This window comes from Pseudomonadota bacterium (assembly GCA_013285445.1).
Lineage (GTDB): Bacteria > Pseudomonadota > Gammaproteobacteria > Xanthomonadales > Wenzhouxiangellaceae > Wenzhouxiangella.
Map to the genome: position 1 here is coordinate 2,059,369 of CP053448.1, position 20,048 is coordinate 2,079,416.

Below are 20,048 nucleotides of genomic sequence, written 5' to 3' on the forward strand. Positions count from 1 at the left end.
CCGGCGCGCCTTGTCGAGGGGGATTGCGCTAGAATAACCGGTTTTCCGGTTATCACAGCAGGAGCAATCCCATGAATGAACCCGTGCGCGTAGCCATTACCGGCGCGGCCGGCCAGATCGGCTACCAGCTCTGTTTCCGCATCGCCGCCGGCGACATGCTCGGTAAGGACCAGCCTGTCATTCTGCAGCTGATCGAGATTCCGCCGGCCATTGACGCGCTCAAGGGTGTCGCCATGGAGCTCGAAGACGCAGCGTTTCCGTTGCTCCAGGGCATTGTCGCAACGACCGACATCGATGAGGGCTTCAGGGATGCCGACTACGCCTTGCTGGTCGGCGCCAAGCCGCGCGGAGCGGGCATGGAGCGCGCCGACCTGCTGGCCGAGAACGGCAAGATTTTCGGGCCGCAGGGCAAGAGCCTGAACGCCGTGGCCAGCCGGGAGGTAAAGGTGCTGGTCGTCGGCAACCCGGCCAACACCAACTGCCTGATCGCCCAGGCCAACGCGCCGGATCTGCCGCCCGAGAACTTCACCGCCATGACCAGACTCGACCACAATCGGGCCCTGGCTCAGCTGGCCGGCAAGACCGATGTCCATCACACCGCCATCGACCGGATGATCATCTGGGGCAACCACTCCTCCACCCAGTATCCAGACATTCATCACGCCCGAATCGACGGACAGCCGGCGACCGAACAGGTTGACCGTGACTGGTATGAAAACGACTTCATCCCGACCGTTCAGCAGCGCGGCGCGGCCATCATCAAGGCGCGTGGCGCCTCGAGTGCGGCCTCGGCTGCCTCCGCAGCGATCGACCATATCCGCAGTTGGGCACTGGGCACCGAAGGCGATGACTGGGTGTCGATGGCGGTGACCGCCGACGGCAGCTACGGCATCGAGCCGGGGGTGATTTTCTCGTTCCCCTGCACCTGCGCTCAGGGCCGGTGGAGCATCGTCCAGGGCCTCGAGATCAACGAGTTCTCGCAGACGCGACTGGACGCCACCGACCGGGAACTGCGGGAAGAACGGCAGGCGGTCGAACGCCTGCTCTGATCACCGGGCCTCGATCACACCACAGGCAACGCGCTTGCCGGCCCCGCCGATCGGCTGTGCCAGGTGGTCATCTGGCTTTTCGTGGATGACCAGGGCCGCGCCGTCGTGGTCCAGAATCCGGGCGCCGGTCGAGCCGTCGAGGCTGGCGCGCGGATTGAACATCTGGGCTCGCGCCCGGCCGTCCTCATGCACGTAGAAGTTGGGAAAATCGCCGGCGTCCGGTCCGTCCGGGTTCATCAGGCCATGCTGGCGATCATCCGGATTGAGGTGGCCAGTCGAGGCCTGAAAGCCTTCGCCGTGATCGGCGCAGGTACCGACGGCATGAATGTGAATGGCCTTCATGCCGGCCGGCAGCCCGTCGAGATGCAGATCGACCAGGGTGCCATTTGACCCCTGCGTCAGTTCGGCCCGGCCAAGCTCGTTGCCGGCCCGGTCAACAAACACCGCCTCGGCGCCCATCGGCTGACCGCTATCGTTAGCCTGTGCGCTGCCGGGGAGTACCAGACCGGTCACCATCAGGCTGGTGGCTATCAGAAAAACAGTGCGCATCGGATTTCTCGCTGAGTCGGATTCAGCAGCATGATAACGGATGCCCGTAAAGCCGCTCAGCCCAGGCTGCGATGCTTGCCGACAATGCGCATGGCCAGCTCCAGCGACTGCTCGTAGTTCAGGCGCGGATCGACCGTCGTCTTGTAGGCGCGGGACAGATCGTGCTCGGCCAGATCGCGTGCGCCGCCGATGCACTCGGTGACGTTTTCTCCGGTCAGCTCCAGGTGCACGCCGCCCAGGCGCGAACCGCAGGCGGCATGAATATCGAACGCCTGCTCGACCTCGGAAACGATATTGACAAACCGACGGGTCTTGTAACCGCTGTCGGTTTTCTCGGTGTTGCCGTGCATCGGGTCGCAGATCCACAAAACCGGTGAACCGGCGGCCTGTACCGCCTCGATCAGCGGCGGCAGCTTGTCGGCGATCTGACCGGCGCCCATCCGGTGAATCAGCACGATTCTTCCGGGCTCGTCGTCCGGGTTGAGTACTTCGATCAGGTTCCGGATCCAGCCCGCCGTCATGCCGGGTCCGACCTTGATGCCGACCGGATTGCGGATGCCGCGGAACAGCTCGACGTGCGCACCGTCGACTTCGGCCGTGCGCATGCCGATCCAGGGAAAATGCGTCGACAGGTTGAACCAGCCCCACTGGCGCGGCACCCGCTGGGTCAGCGCCTGCTCGTAGTGCAGGTGCAGCGCCTCATGTGAGGTAAAGAAATCCACCCGCTTGAGGCTGCCGGGCTCGCGCCCGGTGATCGTTTCCATGAACCTGACCGAGTGCCCGATGCTGTCGGCGATGCGCTCGAACTCGGTAGCCAGCGGGGAGTGTTCGACCCAGCTCAGGTTCCAGTACTCGGGATGATGCAGATCGGCAAAACCGCCATCGACCAGTGCCCGGACGAAATTCATGGTCATTGCCGAGCTGGCGTAGCCGCGCAGCAGCCGGTCGGGATCGGGGCGGCGCGCCTCGTCCGTGAAGTCTGGCGCGTTGACCAGATCACCGCGATAACTCGGCAGGGTCACACCGTCCCGCGTTTCGGTATCGGCCGACCGGGGCTTGGCGTACTGGCCTGCGAAACGGCCGATACGTACGACCGGCTTTTCCATGCCGTGCAGCAGCACCAGCGACATCTGCAGCAGCACTTTGAGCCGGTTGGCGATGATGCTCGGCTCGCACTCGTCGAACAGTTCGGCACAATCACCACCCTGCAGCACAAAGCGCCTGCCGGCCTGGGCCTCGGCGATCTGTTCTTTCAGAGACAGCACTTCCCACGAGGTGACCAGTGGCGGCATCGCGGCCAGCCGAAGCAAGGCGCGGCGAAATTCGGTCTCATCCGGATAGGTCGCCTGCTGACGGGCCGTTTTCTGCCGCCAGGAATCCGGACGCCAGCCCTTCGCCGGGGTGATGGTCTTGAATGACTTGTCAGACATGGGATCTCGGTCCGGGATCTCGATTGGCCAAAAGTAGCGCGCCCAGCATGAACACGGCAAGGCCAACATACCAGATCAGCGTCCATACCGGCATCGACAGACCGAGAAACTGCCAGTCGACCTCGGCACATTCGCCTGCACCCGTAAACGCCTCGCGCAGGATTTCCATCATCGGAAAGTCGTACTCGAGCATGAAGTACAGCCCGGGCCCGCAGTCGGGCACCTGGTCAGCCGGCAGATTCTGCAGCCAGATGTGGCGCGCGGCCGTGGTGATGCCCCAGCCTGCCCCGGCCAAAATCGGCACGCCGTAGACCCAGCGCCCCCAGGCGCTCGGCCCGTGCAGCGCACCCAGCAGCGCGAACACGCCCATCAACATGAACCCCAGCCGCTGCAGAATGCACAGCGGACAGGGCTCCAGCCCCATCACATACTGTGCATAGTAGGCATACCCGAGCAGACCGGCACAGGCCATAAAGACCAGCGCAAATGGTGTACGACCGTCAATCAGTTTCATCATCGGGCTATTGTAATGCAGCACTCCGGGTCAGGCGAAGACCCAACCCGACAGGTAGTGCCACAGCGGCACGGTCAGCGCCGACAGCATGATGCCCCAGGCCACCAGCGCAGCGGCCAGCTGCGGCGCCAGGCGGGCCGCAGACAGCAGCGCCGCCGCGGTAATCATCGGCGGCATGGCCGCCTCGAGTGTGGCAACCCGGGCGATATCGGGTCGTGCATCGAGCCAGAGCAGCAACGCCACGGCCACCGCGGGCAGCAGCAGCAGTTTGCTGACCAGACCGATGATCAGCGGCCGACGATAGGCCGGTACCAGGCGCAGGCGCAGGCTCATGCCAATTGCCAGCGTGACCAGCGGCAGCAGCATATCGGCAAAGCTCCGCGCCAGCGTCATCAGCCACTCCGGAAACCAGGCATTGCCCAGCAGCAGCGCCGCGATCAGCGCCAGAAACGGCGGAAACCCGATCATCCGGCGCGCCATGGCCAGCAGGCTCGGGCGCTGCCCGGTGCCGAACCAGGCCAGCACGAACAGGGCGTGCGTGCAAACGATCAGGAACGATCCAAACTGATCGTAGACCACCGCATAGCGCACGAACCCGGCACCGAGCAGCGCTTCGATCAGCGGAAACCCCAGAAACGAGGTATTGCCCAGGGGCAGCAACAGCAGCAGCACGGCCACTGACTCCCGGCGCAGCGCCATTCGGCGCGCCAGCAGCCAGACCAGGGCCGCACTGACCGCCAGCAGCGCCCAGGGCACGATCACCAGCGGCAGCAGATCGAGCGTCGGTTCGAGAGTCGGCACATGAATGAAGATCAGCGCCGGCAGGCACAGCATGATCACCACCCGATTGAGTACTTCCGGCGCGCTGGCCGGAAACCACTGCGCCAGCAGCCGCCCGGCAACGATCAGCGAGATGATGACGAAATAGGCCGACATGGGCGCCGATCATACCGTCTCTCAAGCCGCTGTCGGCGCTGCCGCGACCCGCTCTTGCTACACCCAGTCCCGGATCTGCCGCAGAACGCGTCGGTGATGGATCAGGCCCACGTGATTGCTGCGCCCAATCACGAACTGGTGTTCCGGCCGGGCCGGCAGGTTGAGCTCGGGCCTGGCATGCTGGCCCAGGGCGCTGGGCACCGGCACCAGCCCATCGCCGATGGTGCGCGAACGCAGAGAATCGGTGCGCTGATCGAGCGTGGCCGCGACCAGGCAAAGGCGAACATGGGCAGGCAGCTCGACCGGTCGGCGGCAGTCCTCGGCGGATTCGAATCGATCCCGGTCCTGCCAATCCTCGCGGCACAGATTGCCGTGGCGCAGATCGGTGATGCCGGCCGAGCGCAGTCGCCCGAGCCGCGCAAACGGCGCGCTGTAGGGGCTGATCCCCAGCAATCGATCGAATCGATCGCCGATCCGCTCCAGCGGCGCACCGTGATGCGGGCTGCCCAGGGCAACGATGGCCGACAGCGCCTCGACCCAGCCACTGCCGTCAACGACCCCGTGATGGCAGGCGCTGCGCGCGACCAGCCCGCCCATGCTGTGCCCCAGCAAAACGATCTGCTCGACCGGCTGCGGCCAGATCTTGACCAGCCTGGCCAGCTTCGAGGCCAGCTCGGCGCCATTGGTCGAGATATGCCGGCCGCTGTTGTAGCGCAGATACACCGGCGTGTAGCCGTGCATGCGCGCCAGCGCCTCTGGCAGGCTGCCATTGCGGTCGGGAGGAGCCCAGCGAGACTCGCTCATGCACAGCCCGTGCAGGCTGACCAGCAGTTTGCGGCCGGCCCCTTGCGCCAGCAGCTCCGGCAGCTCGCTTTCCAGATCCAGCGCCACGCCGTCGAAGATCAGGCGCATATCGATCGCCAGCGGGTTGCCCCGGCTTTCCAGGTGATCGCCCAGCACGCCGTTGAGCACGCTGAGCAGCTCATCCCGGCGCCATCGGCCGATCGGCACGCGCGGCGCGAACCGGCCAAGCGTCACCCCGGCGCCGCTGCCGGCCAGGCCAGCAATGGCGCGTACCGATCGATAGACCAGCCCGGTGATGCCGCGCGTGGCTGCGTCAGCGGCCGAACCCACCGGCGGCGAGACCCGGGCGATCGTGTGGTGAAGCTGTTCAACCAGCCGGCTGACCCCGACCACGCCATCGGCCGCCAGCAGGCTCAGGCCGTGCAGATCAGAGGGAGTCAGTTCGGTGCCGGAAGGCTTCATCGATGCCGGCCAGTCAGTGCGGGCATTCATCATACACACTTCCCGTCGACGTCAACGCGGGCCGCGTCCGGCGCTGGCCGCTGCGATCTTCGTCAGGTTTTCGTGGCACGGCACGTCTATGGGTATCGAAACCAAAACGCAACCAGGCACCCCATGACCGACACAATCACAATTCCCGCCGCTGTGGCCATCGATACCCCGGCGCATCCAGCCGCGCGCTTCGCCGGCTGGCTGCGGTCCGGATGGCAACTGTTCCGGCGCGCACCAAGCCGCCTGTTCGGCCTGATGCTTCTGCTCCTGGCCATCGAAATGCAGATCCAGACCGCGATTCCATTCGTTGGCATCACCCTGTCGAAAATCGCAGCCGGATTATTTGGCGGCCTGTTCTGGCTGCCCCTCTACCGGCTTCACATCGGCGGACGGCTGCGGCTCCGGCAAACCCTTAGCGCGGTCACCGGCTCATGGGCGGCTCTGGCCGGCCTGGCAGTTGTCCAGCTTCTGGTTTTCCTCGTGCAGGTGGCAGCCGGCCGCTTGCTGCTCGGCCCGGGTGCCCTGGATCTGCTGATCTTTGCCCGAGCGACGAGTGATTTGCCCCCCGGCGAGTTTCAGATCGGGCTTATTCTGGCCGCCGGCGTACCCCTATCGACAATCATGATGTTCAGCGCACCGCTGATTCTGATCGACCGCTATTCATTGGGACCGGCCCTGCTGACAAGCATTCGGCTGTGCCTGCGCAACGCCGCGCCGATGGTTCTTGTGGCCATGATGATGATGCTGGTCTTCTTCATTTCGCCGTCCGCCTATCTGCTACCGACGCTGCTGCTGGGCCCGTGGCTATTGTGTGTCGGGCTGGCTGCGTATATTGACCTGCGACGGCAGGCGAGCCACAAAGCGTGAATCCGGCAGGCACCACGGACGACATCAGGCAGCTGCTGGAGCGCTTCGGCCCCATGCTTTCGCGTATTGCCATAAGCTACGAAGCCGACGCTGCGCTGCGCGAAGATCTGTTGCAGGAGATCGTGCTGGGATTGTGGAAGGCCCTGCCCGCCTTTCGAGCGGAATCCAGCCTGAAGACCTTCGTGGCCCGCGTGGCACACAATCGGGCGGTCGATCATGTGCTCAAACGCCAGCGCATTCTCGACCGAAAAGCGACCGCGGAAGCGACCGCCGAACAGTTATCGTCAGCCGATGGCCGGCTCACGGAGCGCATCGATCTGACCTGGGCGATCCGCCGTCTTCCCCTGACCAGCCGCCAATGCGTGGAACTAATGCTTGAAGGGTTCAGCCATGCCGAGATCGGCGCTACATTAGGGCTGGAGGAGAACGCCGTCGCACAGCGCCTCAGCCGCGGCCGAAAACAGCTCAAGGCCCTGCTTGCTCCTGGAGTGAAAACATGAGTGATGATCACGATTTCGACGCCTGGCGCCGTGAATGGCGCGCATCCGCGACCCGGGACCTGGATATCGATGCCCTGCTCGAGAACGCTCGGCGTCGCAATCGCCGCGACAAGCTGGTGACCGCGCTGGAGGTCGTACTTGGCCTGGTCACGATTGCAGTGTGCCTGGCAACCGTCCTGATGCCCGGACTGCCCGTCATGGAGCGTTCGCTGGCTGGTGGCCTGGCGGCACTCGCCGGCCTGTTCGTCGCATGGGCGTTTCGCCAGCGCCGCAGAAGCTGGGTACAGCGCCCCGCCGACGCGGCCGCCCTGCTCGAACACGAGCGCCGGCGTCTGGACGGCCAATTGCGCTACTGGCAAGCCAGCCTGGTCGGCGTCGCCGCACTCTGCGTCGTGACGGTGCTCATAACCTTCAAGTCGGCCCTGGTGGACGGCGAAGGTGCACGGTCCTGGCTGCTGTCGACCATTCTGGTGCTGGGCATCTGGCTGATCACGCTGATCCGTAAGCGGGCCGTCGCCCGCCGGGTCACGCGCCGCAAGCACGAGCTCGACGCGGTCGACCCGCCATCCTCCGGCTGAGCCAGGCAACCGCCCGGCCCCGGCCGGCGAACCGGGCATTCCCCCGCAAGGCCAATGCTGGTAGGCTCTGAAACCGGAAACGAGGGGCAGTGGCACCACCACGCATGAACGACGCCACCGACAAGCACACACCCGAGGCCGTCGAGGCCTTCATCGACCGCTGGACCGACACCGGCGGCAAGGAGCGCGCCAACTACCAGCTCTTCCTGACCGAGCTGTGCCAGCTGCTCGACCTGCCCGGCCCGGAGCCGGCCGGCCCCGACCCGGCGAAGAACGGCTACGTGTTCGAACGACGGGTCGACATCAACCACCCCGACGGCTCCACCACGCGCGGCTATATCGACCTCTACCGCCGTGGCCACTTCGTGCTCGAGGCCAAGCAGGTCAGCGAAAAGCACGAATCCAGCCGCTGGGACAAGGCCATGCTGCGCGCCGCCGCCCAGGCCGACACCTACATCCGCGCCCTGCCCGCCGAGGAAGGCCGCCCGCCCTTCCTGCTGACCTGCGACGTCGGCAAGACCATCGAGGTCTATTCCGAGTTCACCCGCTCGGGCGCGACCTATGTGCCCTTCCCGGACCCTAGAGCGCACCGCATCCACCTCGAAGACCTGCGCGAGGAAAAAGTCCGCGAGCGCCTCAAGAAGATCTGGACCGACCCCGACAGCCTGGACCCGTCCAAGTACGCCGCCCGCGTCACCCGCGAGATCAGCGACACCCTGGCCAAGCTGGCGCGCACCCTGGAAAAGGACGGCTACAAGGTCGAACGCGTCGCCCACTTCATCAAGCGCTGCCTGTTCACCATGTTCTGCGAGGACGTCGGCCTGCTGCCCACCGGCGAGTTCACCGCCCTACTCCAGAAACTTAAAGATACGCCCGAACACTTCGCCAGCGCCGTCGGCAACCTGTGGGAAACGATGAACACCGGCGGCTACAGCGGCGTGCTCAACAGCGAGATCCTGCGCTTCAACGGCAGCCTGTTCGTCGACATCAACCCGATCGCCCTCGACGCCGACCAGATCGAACTGCTGATCGACGCGGCCAAGCACGACTGGAGCCAGGTCGAACCGGCCATCTTCGGCACATTGTTGGAACGTGCGCTAGACCCCGAAGAACGCCACAAGCTCGGCGCACACTACACGCCCCGAGCCTACGTCGAGCGCCTGGTCATGCCCACCGTCATCGACCCACTCAGAGACGAATGGAAAAACGTCCAGGCCGCCGCCGCAGCCCTGGAAGCACAAGGCAAGCACGACAAGGCCGTCAACGAAATCCGCGACTTCCACCGCAAGCTGTGCGAAATCAGAATCCTCGACCCGGCCTGCGGCAGCGGCAACTTCCTCTACGTCACGCTCGAACACATGAAGCGCCTGGAAGGCGAAATTCTGGGCACCCTTGCCGACCTGGGCGAAGGCCAGAACCTGCTCGAAATGCAGGGCAACACCGTCGACCCGCACCAGTTCCTGGGGATCGAGATCAACCCCAGAGCCGCCGCCATCGCCGAAATGGTCCTGTGGATCGGCTACCTGCAATGGCACTTCCGAACCCACGGCCACATCAACCCGCCCCAGCCGGTCTTAAGAGCCTTCGAAAACATCGAATGCCGCGACGCCGTCCTGGCCTACGACCGCTGGGAATACAAAATGGACGAACACGGCCGCCCCGTCATGCGCTGGGACGGCAAGACCTACAAAAAGAGCCCCACCACCGGCGAAGACATCCCCGACGAGTCAGCGCAGGTGCCGGAGGAGGTTTACGTCAATCCGAGGAAGGCGGAGTGGCCGGAGGCGGATTATGTGGTGGGGAATCCGCCATTCATTGGGGCGGCCAGCATGCGCCGTGCCCTCGGCGACGGCTACGTTGACGCTCTGAGAAAGACCTGGAAAGAAGTCCCCGAGTCTAGCGATTTCGTCATGTACTGGTGGAACAAGGCCGCGGACTTGGTCCGCAACGGCCACATCCACCAGTTCGGCCTTATCACCACAAACAGCCTGCGCCAAACTTTCAACCGCCGCGTTCTCGAACGACACTTGAACGAGAAAAAGCCGCTAACGCTGGCGTTTGTTGTTCCCGATCATCCATGGGTAGACGGTGCAGACGGCGCAGCGGTTCGCATCGCAATGACAGTTGGCACGGTTGACGAACGCTTGGGGCAATTGAAGACGATAACAAAAGAAGGCCCCACACAAGAAGATGCTCGAGAAGTAACATTCTCAACTAGATCGGGGCTCATTTTCGCCGACCTTTCCGTAGGTGCTGACGTTGTTGGGTCTACTGCTTTGACGTCTAACAAGCGTCTTTGTTTTGAAGGCATCAAGCCTCATGGCATGGGCTTTGTACTCACACAAGATGAAGCCAAAAAGCTCCAATGCTTCAGCCCCAACGCCAATTCTTCTGTCATACGGAATTACTGCAATGGCCGGGACATTGTTGGAAAACCTCGCAATGTGAAGATTATTGACTTATTCGGATTATCTGAGAATCAAGTCCGAACGCAATACCCAGCCATTTATCAGTGGGTGGCGGATCGGGTTAAACCAGAAAGAGATGCTAAAGCTCACACGAAGGATGGCGCTGGTTACGCCAGAAAATGGTGGCTTTTTGGAAAGCCAAGGCAAGACATGCGTGCATCCCTTGTCGGGCTTGATCGCTATATCGCTACAGTTAAGACGGCTAAACACAGACTCTTTCTTTTATTGCAGACGGACATCCTTCCGGACAGCAAGCTCATTTGCATATCACTAACCGACCCCTTCATTCTAGGAACGCTATGCTCTCGAGCCCACTTTGTTTGGTCCATTGCTTCAGGCAGCGCCCTTGAGGATCGACCTACCTATGTGGTTAGCCGCTGCTTTGAAACCTTCCCCTTTCCTGCACCCGACGACGCTACTCGAAGGACGATCTGCAAACTGGCCGAACAAATTGACACACACAGAAAGCGCCAACAGGACCAACACACCGGCCTGACCATGACCGGCATGTACAACGTCCTGGAAAAACTCCGCCGCGAAGAGCCCCTGACCGACAAGGAAAAGGAAATCCACGAACAGGGTCTGGTCTCCGTCCTGCGCGAACTCCACGACGACCTCGACCGCGCCGTCTTCCCGGCTTACGGCTGGGACGACCTGGCCGAAAAACTCGTCGGCCGCCCCGGCGCCACCACCCCCTGGCCCGAAAAGCCCGAAGACCAACTGGAAGCCGAAGAAGAACTCCTCCAACGCCTCGTCGACCTAAACCACCAACGCGCCGCCGAAGAAGCCAAAGGCAAAATCCGCTGGCTACGCCCCGACTACCAGGCCCCGGAAGAAATCGCCCAACAAGGCGAGCTGGCAACGGAAGAATCAGAAGCCCCCGACACCCGTCGTCCCGGACCCGATCCGGGACCTTCCAAGAAGCTGCCGTGGCCGAAGACCTTGCAAGCCCAAATCCGAGCTGTCCGCGACCAACTCGCCACCGGCCCCATGGACGCCCCTACCCTGGCCACGCGATTCAAACGGAAGCCTGAAAAATCGGTTGTCCAAGTCCTGGACGCCCTGACGGAACTGGGGATGATCCGTACCGACGAGCAGGGAACATGCCGACTTCGGGAGGTATAACGGAAGATGGGTAAGTATCAGAAACTGCTGAGCTCTATTCTCTCCGGCCGCTCGGATGCCAATATTGAGTTTGACGAGCTATGCCGATTGCTGGAAAGATTGGGTTTCGAGCAACGAGTGCGAGGCTCCCATCATATTTTCCGCAAATCAGGCGTCCATGAACGACCGAATTTGCAGAGCACGGGCGGCAAAGCGAAACCCTACCAGGTAAAGCAGGTCAGAGAAATTATCACCAGATACAAACTCTCGGAGTAGCGAAATGCACCGATACGAAATCATTATCTTCTGGAGCGAAGAAGACAACGCCTTCATCGCGGAAGTGCCAGAGCTCCCGGGCTGCCAGGCCCACGGTGAATCTCAGGGGGAGGCGCTGAAAAACGCCCAGCAGGCTATCGAGCTCTGGCTGGATACCGCCCGCGAGTTCGGCGACCCGATCCCCGAACCAAAGGGCCGCCGCCTCATGTACGCATAAAGGCTTTCTGAGATATGAATCAGCGTTTCACAGTCACGATCGAACGCGAAGACGACACCTACGTTGCCCTATGCCCGGAACTCGACATCGCTAGCCAGGGAAAAACTGCTGTGCACGCCCGCAGGAATTTGAGCGAAGCGCTTGAACTGTTCCTCGTGTCAGCGTCGCCTACTGAAGTCCGTGATCGTTTCCGGTCTCAAACTCTCCCCAGAAACTGAAACGCAGCTAGTCCGAAGGCAGGAATCGCCCGAAAAACGCCTGATCCACTTCGTAAACCGTCTTTGGCCTCACGCCCAGGCCAGCAGCCTCGAACATCTCGACAAGTTTTTCACTATCCACCAGCTCGACCGGCGGCGCCCCATCGCGATCCGCCTCTTTTCGGGCATCCGCCGTAAATGTGCCCGTAGTCATGATGATGCCCTTGTCCGCTCGCCCGATCATGGCATTTCGAAAATCGCCAACTTGTGCGCGCGAAACCGAGCCTTGATAGCGCTTGCACTGAAAGAGCACTTTGAAGCTGACGAAGGGATTGACCTGGAGGATTCCGATACCGTCGATTCCCTCGTCCTTCGGGCCGCCGGTAACGGTAACCTTCTCGAACCCAGACTCCCGCAGCAGTCTCGCGCAAATCTGCTCGAATCCCTCTGGTGTTACCTTCTTGAGCAGTTCAAGCAGCAGCTGGCGGTGATCCTCATCGGGAATTTCTACATCTGCATCCGACGATTCTGAAACGGATTCAGAATCCTTGCGGGCATCGGCATGAATCTTTACCCATTTCAGGAACAGATCACGCGATTCTCCTTCAGACAGACGGGTCTCGAAGCCCCGGTCCGTCAATGTCCAGACACCCCGCTTGGAGGCATCCAGCAGCCCCTCCCAGACCAGATACTGACGTGCCCAGTGGACTTGGTTGTAAAATCGGGACTGCCCGGACTTCAGCGTCTCTTCCAACGGTGTGCCCTGGATCTGGTGTTTCTCAGAAATCCATTCGGAGACTTCCCGTGGCTTCCCTGAGCCGCCCAACTCTCGGAGCGCATCCAGAATTGGGCCCATCCACCGTGTAAATTCGGATTGTCGCTTGGTCACGGGGTAATCCTTCTAGAGCTCTAACTGGCTCATATCTGGCGTGGGTTGCATGCCAAGAACCACGAACATTTCAGCTTGATGCGCAATAACACGGTTGATCTTCCAGAACAGTGCTCCGTCAATCTCCTTTTGGACGGTATCGGGCTGCCCATCGCAGTGCTCCATATAGAGCATTGTGCTGGGCGAGACTGGAAAAATTGCTTTCGGATCTTTCGCTCCTGGTCCGGATCGTTGTGGCAACGAATCGATAAATGATACGGGTACGTCAGAGGTAATCAGAACATTCTGTTCGCACTTCAGGAGCGTCCAGCGAAAGGACATAAATGACTCCTTGACGCTCGGGATGTTGTTCTTCGTGCTCTGTGCAAAGAATCGTCCAGCATGAGTCGGGTCCGGTCGATCGTCATTGTTTTTCTCACGCGCTACACGTTGAGTAAGTTCGGTCTCACCAAATAGCGCGATTTTAGTTTCCATTACTCCCTTGTATAGATCAAACACGAATTTGTTGCGTAGGTGAAGTGCAGCTAGAAATTCGGCTACTCGACTTCGAGTCGTTGGCTCTGATAGATCGAGTTGCGCTCTAGAAAGCGCTTCCCAGTACTCTGCTGCCTGGCTCTCAAGCTCCGAGAGGTGCTCTTCAAGACTCCAGTCTCGGCTGCCATCAGTCCCCTCGGGCGTATACAAGAATCGCTGACCGCAAATCCTTCTGGTCGTCATCAGTTCGGGCTCTGAAGGACTCTTGCTTTTATTGATCACCCAGACTTTCGGGTTTGGAGTCCTCCTTGTTTCCTCTGTAGCAAAGTGCTTGAGATAGAATCGCGGCACCCAGTGTTGAATTTGGGGTCTTCCGCTCATGCAGGAGCAAGGCGCTCCTTCTCGCCTGAATCAATCCGCTCAAGAATCGAGGATTTCGCCATACTGCCCTCCCTTTACGCCCGGCCCCGCGGGCAAGCACTTGCACCAACTCACCCCTTTTTACACCTGCGCCAGCAGCAAATGCAAACCCACTACTGACTCTTGGCGCCCCCGATGGGATCCGCGACCGGCATGCCCTGGCCTGCCATTCTCCATCGACGTTTCAGCGGAAACGTGTAGTCATCACCGGCAGTTCAGGCCGCTTCCTCGCTATGCGACTTCGGCTCATGCAGCGACTTGAGCCGGATCTTCCTGTGGCCGGGAAACTCCACGTTAAGCTCCAGGCGACCGCCCAGCGCCTGCACGTAATCGTCCAGGGTACTGAGCAGCATGTCGGTTCGGCGTTCAAGACGCGAAACCGTTTCCTGACCCACCTTGAGCTGCTCGGCCAGTGCCGTCTGGGTCATGTCGAGCGCCTTGCGCAGCTCACGCAGGGTCAACTCCTGGTCGATCAATTCAGCCGCCCGCGCTTCGATGCGCTCGCGTCGATCAGCGGGCAGCGAATTCAGCTTGTCGGTCAGTGTTCTTGCCATGATCACTTCTCTCTTTGCAAATGTTTGTCGAATCGCTCACCGCGAGCTTGATCAGCCGGCGGTAGAACCTTCGCTCCTTCACCCCGGCCTTGTCCGCGGCCACGAGCAGAATGGCCGCCCTGTCCGGGTCGAAAGCAAAGGCGACTCTCCATACGCCGTCATCAGCATTGAATCGCAACTCCTTCATGTTCGGATGCCTGGATGCATTCAGGGTGTCCGCGTGGGGACGCCCCAGTTCCGGCCCGAACGCCTCGAGCAACTTCGCCCTCGCCAGAAGCTCGTCCTGGACGATCTCGGGCAGCTCGTCGAATTCAGGATCGAACTCATCGGCAAGCCTGACTTCCCGCTGCATGACATAAGTATGCATCTGGATGCATATGGCGTCAAGGGCATATTTAAGTGCCCAACAGCGGCGACCGAGCAGTGGGGACTGAGTATGGGTGGGTGTTCATATCGCGCGCCGCGGAACTGCTCGGCCCTCCCGCCAGCTAGCCAAGGATCGCAATCTGGAAGCCAGTCATGGCGCTGATCATCAGTGATGTCGTCGACGCCGACGCTGCCGTGTGCGAGAAACCTGAGCCCGCTGAAAATGTCGAGGTACGGCTATTTGGTTCATAATTACGGCATCACGAGCGGAGAATACCCATGACCCAGCGCTTCACGGCCATCATCGAACGCGAGGACGACACCTACGTCGCCCTGTGCCCGGAACTCGACATCGCCAGCCAGGGCGAGTCCGTATCCGAAGCCCGGAACAACCTGCGAGAAGCCATCGAGCTGTTTCTCGAATCCGCCTCCCCCGACGAGATCCAGAGCCGCCTGCACGACGAAATCTACGTCACCCATCCTTCACCGCACCGTACCCATCGTTTGCCGCTGTTCGCTCTTCGACCCCGGTTGACCGTCCGCCACTGGCCAAGGCGCGACGAACGATGTGGCCTTCTGCTCTGAAAACGACATCGGCTCCACAATCAGTTTCATTTCGGGGCTCAATCACGCAGCCTGCCGACTCCCTGTGTACGCTTCGAGACCGGGGTCACCCCCAAGCCTCGCAACACTCGGTTCCGGTGGATGGCTCGTCCTTGCCGGATCGGGACTTGCACCCGATAGGTGCTACAACAGGAGGTTTCAATCCTCACCTTGTTACTACATCAGATATTCCCCTCCTCCAGGCTTGGCCTGGCGCACTTTCAGCCGAAACACCCGGCAGCCCGCCCCCGACAGCACCGGCAACAGCACGCCGCCAAACCAGTCGGAAATTCGCGGCAGCTCTGGTTTGTTGAAAATAAGGTGGGCCGTTCGGCCCCTGATGCAGGCCTTCGCTAACCTTGATGACCGTCAAGCGATGCGGGCCAGGTTGCGATATAATGCGCGTACCCGAAACGTGTCATTGTGGGTTGGGTTGGCAGGTCATCGTTCCACGCCGGACGCCCGTTCATCAACAAGCGCCGCCTGAGCGCTGAGCCTGTAATGATCATGCTGAGGGGCCACTCAACAAACCAACCGGATCAAAGGGAGCAAATCGGATGAAAAAGCGAATCAGCGTGTCACTGGCGGCCGTGGGCCTGCTCTGCGCGATGTTTGTACTGCCTGCCCAGGCCCAAACCAGCGGTTTGTGCTGCCTGGAGCCCAACCCCAGCGCCACACCCACGCCCGACGGAGAACCCCGTGGCGGCGGCACGAACCCCGTTCTGACCTTCGAGGGACTTATCGACCTGGAGCCCGTGGAAGCGTTTTACGACGGCGGGCTCGGTGGTAACGGTTCCGGACCGGGACCTGACCTGGGGATCACGTTCTCATCGAACGGCCTGGCGATTATTTCCGCGGAATCGCCGGATGGCACCGGCAACTTTACCAACAACCCGTCGGGTGACACCATCCTGTTTTTCCTGACCGGCACGGAAACCATCATGAACGTGCCTGCCGGCTTTACCGACGGCTTTTCGTTCTTCTACAGCGCCGCCAGCCAGCCCGGCACGGTTCGCGTCTATGACGGACTGGACGGCACCGGAACCCTTCTGGCCGAGCTGAGTCTGCCCATCACGCCGCCGACCGGCACCACGCCGTACACGTTCGACAACTGGCAGGAATTCGGCGCCAGTTTTTCGGGCACCGCCCTGTCGGTGGACTTTGCCGGTACGGCCGACCAGATCGGCTTTGACAATATCACTCTCGGCAGCAGCGTGCCGGGCGGCGGCGGCGGAGAACCGTTTCCGGAGTTCTTCCCGGTTCCCGTCGGCGGCCTGACCTGGGCAATCCTCTTGACCCTGGTTCTGATGATTACAGGCATTGTGCTGCTGCGTCGATAAGCACGACTCGCCCGGGGGTTCGCGCCCCCGGGCGATTCATTCCGGCCGGCAGAATCATCGTCCGCGCATCATGCGCAAGCGGCGCGCCGTCGGTATACTGCGCGGCGGTTTCAACCGATGGCTGCCATGCGTCCTGCAATCCTTGTTATCTGCCTGATCAGTTCGACAAGCGCTCTGGGCTGGGGTCAGACCGGCCACCGGGCCGCTGCCGAAGTGGCCGAGCACTTTCTTTCACCTGAGGCCCGGCACGCGGCCAACGATATCCTCGGCCGCGAGGATCTGGCCCGGGCATCGACCTGGCCGGACTTCATGCGCGCCGATCAAAGCGAATTCTGGCAGGAAGCAGCCAACCCCTGGCACTTCGTGACCGTTCCCGAGGGCAGGCGCTACGCGGATGTCGGCGCACCGCCCGAGGGCGATGCCCACAGCGCGCTGACGCGCTTTTCCGAGACGGTCGTCGATCCTGAGGCGGATCACGATGAGCGCGCGCTTGCCCTGCGCTTCATCATTCACATCATTGCTGACCTGCACCAGCCACTCCACGTGGGCAACGGCAGCGATCGCGGCGGCAATGACTTTGCGGTCGTCTATTTCGGACAGACCAGCAATCTTCACCGGGTCTGGGACAGCCAGATGATCGACCGCTGGCAGCTGTCCTACACCGAGCTGGCCAGGTGGCTGCTGGCCGACATCACGCCCGAGCGCTTTGCGCAGTGGAACGACGCTGACCCAATGGTGTGGATCGCCGAGAGCGCTGCCCTGCGCGATCGCATCTATCCCGAGCCTGATCGGCGGGAGCTGTACTGGTCCTATGGTTTCGAATGGAAAGCCACGGTCGAGCAGCGCCTGGCCCAGGCGGGAGTGCGCACCGCTGCCTACCTGAACACCCTGTTTGTGGGCCGTCTGGATATGATCGGTGGTGTTCAGTAACTCCGGAACGGCAAGTGATCCGATGGACCGGGAAGGGTTGAGTCAAGCGCAGGACCAGCGTGGCCAGAGCAAGTGGCCATGGCATTGGCTGGTCCATCTGCTGCTGCTTGGCATCGCCTGGCTGGCCTTGTGGCGGATTTCGGCGCTGATGGAGTATGCACCGCATGCCAGCATCTGGTTTCCGCCGGCCGGGCTGTCCTTCGCTGCCTTTCTGGTGCTACGGCTGCGCGCCCTGCCGGTTATCCTGATTTGCTCGATCGTGGCCACGGTCTGGGCCGACGCCATGTATGCCACCGGCTTGCCCCTCACCGAGCAGCTGCGGGGCGGCGTGCTGTTCGGGCTGGTCCACTGCGCAGCCTACCTCACCGGCGCGGTCATTCTGCGTCGTGTGATTGAGCGTTCTTCCAGCGACGGCCTCCCGGCCATCATCATTGCCTTTCTGGTTCTGGCCGCCGGCTCGGCGCTGCTTGCCGCCCTGCTCGGCGTGCGCACGCTCGACTATGCCGGCATGATCGACATGACCGCGGACACCAACCTTTGGCTACCCTGGTGGATTGGCGACATGGCCGGGGCCATCGTGCTGGCGCCGCTTTTTGCCGGGCTGCTGATCCGCAACGATACGACCATGCCGGCGTGGCTGCACTCGCTTCAGCTCAATGGCACTGTCGCCAGACGCCTGCATTGGTTCGGCAAGCTGGCGGTACTGGCCGGGCTGCTGAGCCTGGTGATGACCGCAACAGCAAGATTCGGACCCACCGAACTGCTCGCCTTTGCGGTGTTTTTCCTGATCATCCCGCAGATGTGGATCACCTACACCGAAAGCGCCCTTCGGGTCGCTGTGAGTCTGGCCGTGTTCTGCAGCCTGACTGCCATCTGGGTCGCCGTGTTCGGCCTGATCGAGCAGGCCATGGTCTACCAGTTCGCGATCACCGTGATCGCGGCCAGTACCTATTTTGGTCTCACCGTGCCGGTGCTGACCGACCACAACCGCAAACTCCGGCAGTTGGCTGATACCGACACGCTTACCGGCGTAAGCAGCCGCCGCTCGTTTTTCGAGCAGGGCCGGATCGAGCTGGCGCGCGCGCGTCGCCGCGGCCAGGCGGCATCGCTGTGTCTGCTCGATCTCGATCACTTCAAGACAGTCAACGATGAACTGGGGCACAGTGCCGGTGACCAGGTGCTCATCAGCGTGGCCGAAACCATTCGCCAAGCGCTGCGCGCCAACGACCTGCTGGGACGGTTTGGTGGCGATGAGTTCATGATGCTGCTGACCGACTGCTCAGCCGACTGCGCCAGGAAAAAGTCCGAGACCCTGTCCCGCCAGATGGCCCGGGCTGAAGTTCCGGGCTCGTCCAGGCGGCTGGCGGCGACCTTCAGCGTCGTTGAAATTCAGCCGGGTGAAACGCTGGAGGCGGCTTTCGAGCGTGCCGATGCCGCCCTGCTGGCGATCAAGCGGGAGCGCTAGCGCAGTCCGCGCAGGCGGTCCCTGGGCCACTGAAACGCCTGATGCTGGCGTTCCAGGCGGCCGTCATTGGAGACGATCACCAGCCCGAATCCCTCGTCCGGCCAGAGGTGGGCCCGGGCAAACCACATCGTGTTGGAGCCTGCGTGGGTCAGCCGACCGTCACCGGCAATGCCCCAGCCGGCGGCATAGTCCGGCGAACACCCGGGCTCGACCAGCGATCGATAGACGCCTGCCGCCAGCACCACGGTGGACAAGGCAAACAGCAGGAACGCCGGCAGGCAGCCGCCTGTGAGGAAGAGCCCGCCGCCTGGCGATCTGTTCACGTCGCAATGGATGACCTTCACGGCATCGCACATGCCGGTTTGGTACGCTCATCGCGCAATCTCGCCGACAAGAGCTCCGGTACCCCACCATGGCTGTTCACAGACCCCTTCCCCTCCGCCGCATGTTCGGCTTTGCCGGAGCCGGCATCGCCGCATTTTTTCTGGCCTGGGCTGTCGTTGGTCTGGTGCCGGGCATTCCCTCGCTGCTTGACGTGTTCGGCATGCCCGGTATTCGAGTGCCCGCCGCAATCACGATCGGCGGCCTGCTAACGGCGGCGGTCGGTTTCCACGAATTCTGAGGGACACACTTAAACAAGGAGGAACACATCATCATGTTCAAGCTTTCCGATGTCTTCATTCTGCTTGCCGTCGCCGTATCGTTCGTCGTCTCGGGCGTGCTGTGGTTCAACGGCTATCACGACCACGGTCTGTTTTCGGCGATCTGGGTTCCGTCCATTCTGGCATTCGGCATTTACTTCAAGCTGGCCAGCCTGGCGGCCAGGAAGGAGCGCAAATGAACGACAGCATCTTTCTGATTGTTGCCATCGTCGTCTTTGCGTTATTGGCCGTTGGTCTGATTCTGACCATTCTGGAATTTCGCAGGGGCGAGCCCCATCACCAGGAGTTGGAAGCCAGGCATGACCGCCCTAACTCCGGGCGCTGATCGCGAGCTGGCCTGAGCCGGGCGCCGTCCCGGTGGTCC

24 protein-coding genes and 1 pseudogene are annotated in these 20,048 nt (G+C 61.9%); 15 read left to right on the forward strand and 10 right to left on the reverse strand.

From position 1 onward, the window contains the following. Positions 1-71 precede the first annotated feature (71 nt). Entirely contained in the window at positions 72-1,049 is a 978-nt protein-coding gene (locus HND55_09365; protein ID QKK02836.1) for a malate dehydrogenase, read from the forward strand. Here HND55_09365 and HND55_09370 read toward each other — a convergent pair whose 3' ends face one another. The 5 genes from HND55_09370 to HND55_09390 are packed head-to-tail and all read right to left on the reverse strand — an operon-like array spanning position 1,050 to position 5,777. Then, positions 1,050-1,598: a superoxide dismutase family protein gene (locus tag HND55_09370; protein QKK02837.1), complete on the reverse strand. Its 549-nt coding sequence runs from the start codon at positions 1,596-1,598 to the stop codon at positions 1,050-1,052. It abuts the gene before it with no gap. Between the two features lie 56 nt (positions 1,599-1,654). Continuing rightward, positions 1,655-3,028, reverse strand: a complete 1,374-nt coding sequence (locus tag HND55_09375) for a 3-deoxy-7-phosphoheptulonate synthase class II (protein QKK02838.1) — start codon at positions 3,026-3,028, stop codon at positions 1,655-1,657. Then, positions 3,021-3,545, reverse strand: a complete 525-nt coding sequence (locus tag HND55_09380) for a disulfide bond formation protein B (GenBank protein ID QKK02839.1) — start codon at positions 3,543-3,545, stop codon at positions 3,021-3,023. Before HND55_09380 ends, HND55_09375 begins: the two co-directional genes overlap by 8 nt. A gap of 27 nt (positions 3,546-3,572) precedes the next feature. Further along, positions 3,573-4,478: an AEC family transporter gene (locus tag HND55_09385; GenBank protein QKK02840.1), complete on the reverse strand. Its 906-nt coding sequence runs from the start codon at positions 4,476-4,478 to the stop codon at positions 3,573-3,575. A 57-nt stretch (positions 4,479-4,535) separates the two neighbouring features. Then, complete coding sequence (locus tag HND55_09390) at positions 4,536-5,777, reverse strand: alpha/beta hydrolase (GenBank protein QKK02841.1); 1,242 nt, start codon at positions 5,775-5,777, stop codon at positions 4,536-4,538. Between the two features lie 120 nt (positions 5,778-5,897). Here HND55_09390 and HND55_09395 point away from each other — a divergent pair, with 120 nt between their 5' ends. From HND55_09395 to HND55_09425, 7 genes are all read left to right on the forward strand, one after another. Continuing rightward, positions 5,898-6,641 (forward strand): hypothetical protein, encoded by a 744-nt coding sequence (locus HND55_09395; protein QKK02842.1) that lies wholly within the window; start codon positions 5,898-5,900, stop codon positions 6,639-6,641. A 53-nt stretch (positions 6,642-6,694) separates the two neighbouring features. Then, positions 6,695-7,141: a sigma-70 family RNA polymerase sigma factor gene (locus tag HND55_09400; protein QKK04058.1), complete on the forward strand. Its 447-nt coding sequence runs from the start codon at positions 6,695-6,697 to the stop codon at positions 7,139-7,141. Beyond that, the gene (locus tag HND55_09405; protein ID QKK02843.1) at positions 7,138-7,719 is read left to right on the forward strand and encodes a hypothetical protein; all 582 of its coding nucleotides are present in this window, start codon (positions 7,138-7,140) and stop codon (positions 7,717-7,719) included. Before HND55_09400 ends, HND55_09405 begins: the two co-directional genes overlap by 4 nt. Before the next feature lie 104 nt (positions 7,720-7,823). Beyond that, the gene (locus HND55_09410; protein ID QKK02844.1) at positions 7,824-11,312 is read left to right on the forward strand and encodes a class I SAM-dependent DNA methyltransferase; all 3,489 of its coding nucleotides are present in this window, start codon (positions 7,824-7,826) and stop codon (positions 11,310-11,312) included. Positions 11,313-11,318: 6 nt separating this feature from the next. After that, positions 11,319-11,567 (forward strand): type II toxin-antitoxin system HicA family toxin, encoded by a 249-nt coding sequence (locus HND55_09415; GenBank protein QKK02845.1) that lies wholly within the window; start codon positions 11,319-11,321, stop codon positions 11,565-11,567. Positions 11,568-11,571: 4 nt separating this feature from the next. Next, a complete protein-coding gene (locus tag HND55_09420) occupies positions 11,572-11,784 on the forward strand; it encodes a type II toxin-antitoxin system HicB family antitoxin (protein ID QKK02846.1) in 213 nt (70 codons plus the stop codon). 14 nt (positions 11,785-11,798) lie between these two features. Further along, positions 11,799-12,002, forward strand: coding sequence for a type II toxin-antitoxin system HicB family antitoxin (locus HND55_09425; protein QKK02847.1), 204 nt, complete (start codon positions 11,799-11,801; stop codon positions 12,000-12,002). 7 nt (positions 12,003-12,009) lie between these two features. On the opposite strand, the gene HND55_09430 is transcribed toward HND55_09425, so the two are convergent. The 4 genes from HND55_09430 to HND55_09445 all read right to left on the reverse strand — a co-directional run bounded on the left by HND55_09430 (position 12,010) and on the right by HND55_09445 (position 14,670). Continuing rightward, a complete protein-coding gene (locus tag HND55_09430) occupies positions 12,010-12,837 on the reverse strand; it encodes a restriction endonuclease (protein QKK04059.1) in 828 nt (275 codons plus the stop codon). A gap of 45 nt (positions 12,838-12,882) precedes the next feature. After that, on the reverse strand, positions 12,883-13,725 hold the full coding sequence (locus HND55_09435) for a DUF4238 domain-containing protein (protein ID QKK02848.1): 843 nt from the start codon (positions 13,723-13,725) through the stop codon (positions 12,883-12,885). Positions 13,726-13,979: 254 nt separating this feature from the next. Continuing rightward, on the reverse strand, positions 13,980-14,318 hold the full coding sequence (locus HND55_09440; GenBank protein ID QKK02849.1) for a helix-turn-helix transcriptional regulator: 339 nt from the start codon (positions 14,316-14,318) through the stop codon (positions 13,980-13,982). Further along, on the reverse strand, positions 14,275-14,670 hold the full coding sequence (locus tag HND55_09445; protein ID QKK02850.1) for an addiction module toxin RelE: 396 nt from the start codon (positions 14,668-14,670) through the stop codon (positions 14,275-14,277). Before HND55_09445 ends, HND55_09440 begins: the two co-directional genes overlap by 44 nt. A 293-nt stretch (positions 14,671-14,963) precedes the next feature. Here HND55_09445 and HND55_09450 point away from each other — a divergent pair. The 4 genes and pseudogenes from HND55_09450 to HND55_09465 all read left to right on the forward strand — a co-directional run bounded on the left by HND55_09450 (position 14,964) and on the right by HND55_09465 (position 19,022). After that, a pseudogene (locus tag HND55_09450) lies at positions 14,964-15,164 on the forward strand (type II toxin-antitoxin system HicB family antitoxin). A gap of 680 nt (positions 15,165-15,844) precedes the next feature. Then, complete coding sequence (locus HND55_09455) at positions 15,845-16,627, forward strand: PEP-CTERM sorting domain-containing protein (protein ID QKK02851.1); 783 nt, start codon at positions 15,845-15,847, stop codon at positions 16,625-16,627. Positions 16,628-16,753: 126 nt separating this feature from the next. Continuing rightward, positions 16,754-17,557: a S1/P1 nuclease gene (locus HND55_09460; protein ID QKK02852.1), complete on the forward strand. Its 804-nt coding sequence runs from the start codon at positions 16,754-16,756 to the stop codon at positions 17,555-17,557. A gap of 22 nt (positions 17,558-17,579) precedes the next feature. Next, complete coding sequence (locus tag HND55_09465) at positions 17,580-19,022, forward strand: sensor domain-containing diguanylate cyclase (protein QKK04060.1); 1,443 nt, start codon at positions 17,580-17,582, stop codon at positions 19,020-19,022. On the opposite strand, the gene HND55_09470 is transcribed toward HND55_09465, so the two are convergent. Further along, the gene (locus HND55_09470) at positions 19,019-19,345 is read right to left on the reverse strand and encodes a hypothetical protein (protein QKK02853.1); all 327 of its coding nucleotides are present in this window, start codon (positions 19,343-19,345) and stop codon (positions 19,019-19,021) included. The genes HND55_09465 and HND55_09470 overlap by 4 nt on opposite strands. Positions 19,346-19,434: 89 nt before the next feature. On the opposite strand from HND55_09470, the gene HND55_09475 reads away from it, so the two are divergent. The 3 genes from HND55_09475 to HND55_09485 are packed head-to-tail and all read left to right on the forward strand — an operon-like array spanning position 19,435 to position 20,009. Beyond that, positions 19,435-19,644, forward strand: coding sequence for a hypothetical protein (locus tag HND55_09475; protein ID QKK02854.1), 210 nt, complete (start codon positions 19,435-19,437; stop codon positions 19,642-19,644). Between the two features lie 33 nt (positions 19,645-19,677). After that, on the forward strand, positions 19,678-19,863 hold the full coding sequence (locus HND55_09480) for a hypothetical protein (GenBank protein ID QKK02855.1): 186 nt from the start codon (positions 19,678-19,680) through the stop codon (positions 19,861-19,863). Next, positions 19,860-20,009 (forward strand): hypothetical protein, encoded by a 150-nt coding sequence (locus tag HND55_09485; protein QKK02856.1) that lies wholly within the window; start codon positions 19,860-19,862, stop codon positions 20,007-20,009. Before HND55_09480 ends, HND55_09485 begins: the two co-directional genes overlap by 4 nt. The last annotated feature ends 39 nt before the right edge of the window (positions 20,010-20,048 follow it).

Bases quoted from the DNA above. Each gene is read 5' to 3' on its own strand.
- HND55_09365 (QKK02836.1), top strand. From the start codon at position 72: ATGAATGAACCCGTGCGCGTAGCCATTACCGGCGCGGCCGGCCAGATC.
- HND55_09370 (QKK02837.1), bottom strand. From the start codon at position 1,598: ATGCGCACTGTTTTTCTGATAGCCACCAGCCTGATGGTGACCGGTCTG.
- HND55_09375 (QKK02838.1), bottom strand. From the start codon at position 3,028: ATGTCTGACAAGTCATTCAAGACCATCACCCCGGCGAAGGGCTGGCGT.
- HND55_09380 (QKK02839.1), bottom strand. From the start codon at position 3,545: ATGATGAAACTGATTGACGGTCGTACACCATTTGCGCTGGTCTTTATG.
- HND55_09385 (QKK02840.1), bottom strand. From the start codon at position 4,478: ATGTCGGCCTATTTCGTCATCATCTCGCTGATCGTTGCCGGGCGGCTG.
- HND55_09390 (QKK02841.1), bottom strand. From the start codon at position 5,777: ATGATGAATGCCCGCACTGACTGGCCGGCATCGATGAAGCCTTCCGGC.
- HND55_09395 (QKK02842.1), top strand. From the start codon at position 5,898: ATGACCGACACAATCACAATTCCCGCCGCTGTGGCCATCGATACCCCG.
- HND55_09400 (QKK04058.1), top strand. From the start codon at position 6,695: ATGCTTTCGCGTATTGCCATAAGCTACGAAGCCGACGCTGCGCTGCGC.
- HND55_09405 (QKK02843.1), top strand. From the start codon at position 7,138: ATGAGTGATGATCACGATTTCGACGCCTGGCGCCGTGAATGGCGCGCA.
- HND55_09410 (QKK02844.1), top strand. From the start codon at position 7,824: ATGAACGACGCCACCGACAAGCACACACCCGAGGCCGTCGAGGCCTTC.
- HND55_09415 (QKK02845.1), top strand. From the start codon at position 11,319: ATGGGTAAGTATCAGAAACTGCTGAGCTCTATTCTCTCCGGCCGCTCG.
- HND55_09420 (QKK02846.1), top strand. From the start codon at position 11,572: ATGCACCGATACGAAATCATTATCTTCTGGAGCGAAGAAGACAACGCC.
- HND55_09425 (QKK02847.1), top strand. From the start codon at position 11,799: ATGAATCAGCGTTTCACAGTCACGATCGAACGCGAAGACGACACCTAC.
- HND55_09430 (QKK04059.1), bottom strand. From the start codon at position 12,837: ATGGGCCCAATTCTGGATGCGCTCCGAGAGTTGGGCGGCTCAGGGAAG.
- HND55_09435 (QKK02848.1), bottom strand. From the start codon at position 13,725: ATGAGCGGAAGACCCCAAATTCAACACTGGGTGCCGCGATTCTATCTC.
- HND55_09440 (QKK02849.1), bottom strand. From the start codon at position 14,318: ATGGCAAGAACACTGACCGACAAGCTGAATTCGCTGCCCGCTGATCGA.
- HND55_09445 (QKK02850.1), bottom strand. From the start codon at position 14,670: ATGCAGCGGGAAGTCAGGCTTGCCGATGAGTTCGATCCTGAATTCGAC.
- HND55_09455 (QKK02851.1), top strand. From the start codon at position 15,845: ATGAAAAAGCGAATCAGCGTGTCACTGGCGGCCGTGGGCCTGCTCTGC.
- HND55_09460 (QKK02852.1), top strand. From the start codon at position 16,754: ATGCGTCCTGCAATCCTTGTTATCTGCCTGATCAGTTCGACAAGCGCT.
- HND55_09465 (QKK04060.1), top strand. From the start codon at position 17,580: ATGGACCGGGAAGGGTTGAGTCAAGCGCAGGACCAGCGTGGCCAGAGC.
- HND55_09475 (QKK02854.1), top strand. From the start codon at position 19,435: ATGGCTGTTCACAGACCCCTTCCCCTCCGCCGCATGTTCGGCTTTGCC.
- HND55_09480 (QKK02855.1), top strand. From the start codon at position 19,678: ATGTTCAAGCTTTCCGATGTCTTCATTCTGCTTGCCGTCGCCGTATCG.
- HND55_09485 (QKK02856.1), top strand. From the start codon at position 19,860: ATGAACGACAGCATCTTTCTGATTGTTGCCATCGTCGTCTTTGCGTTA.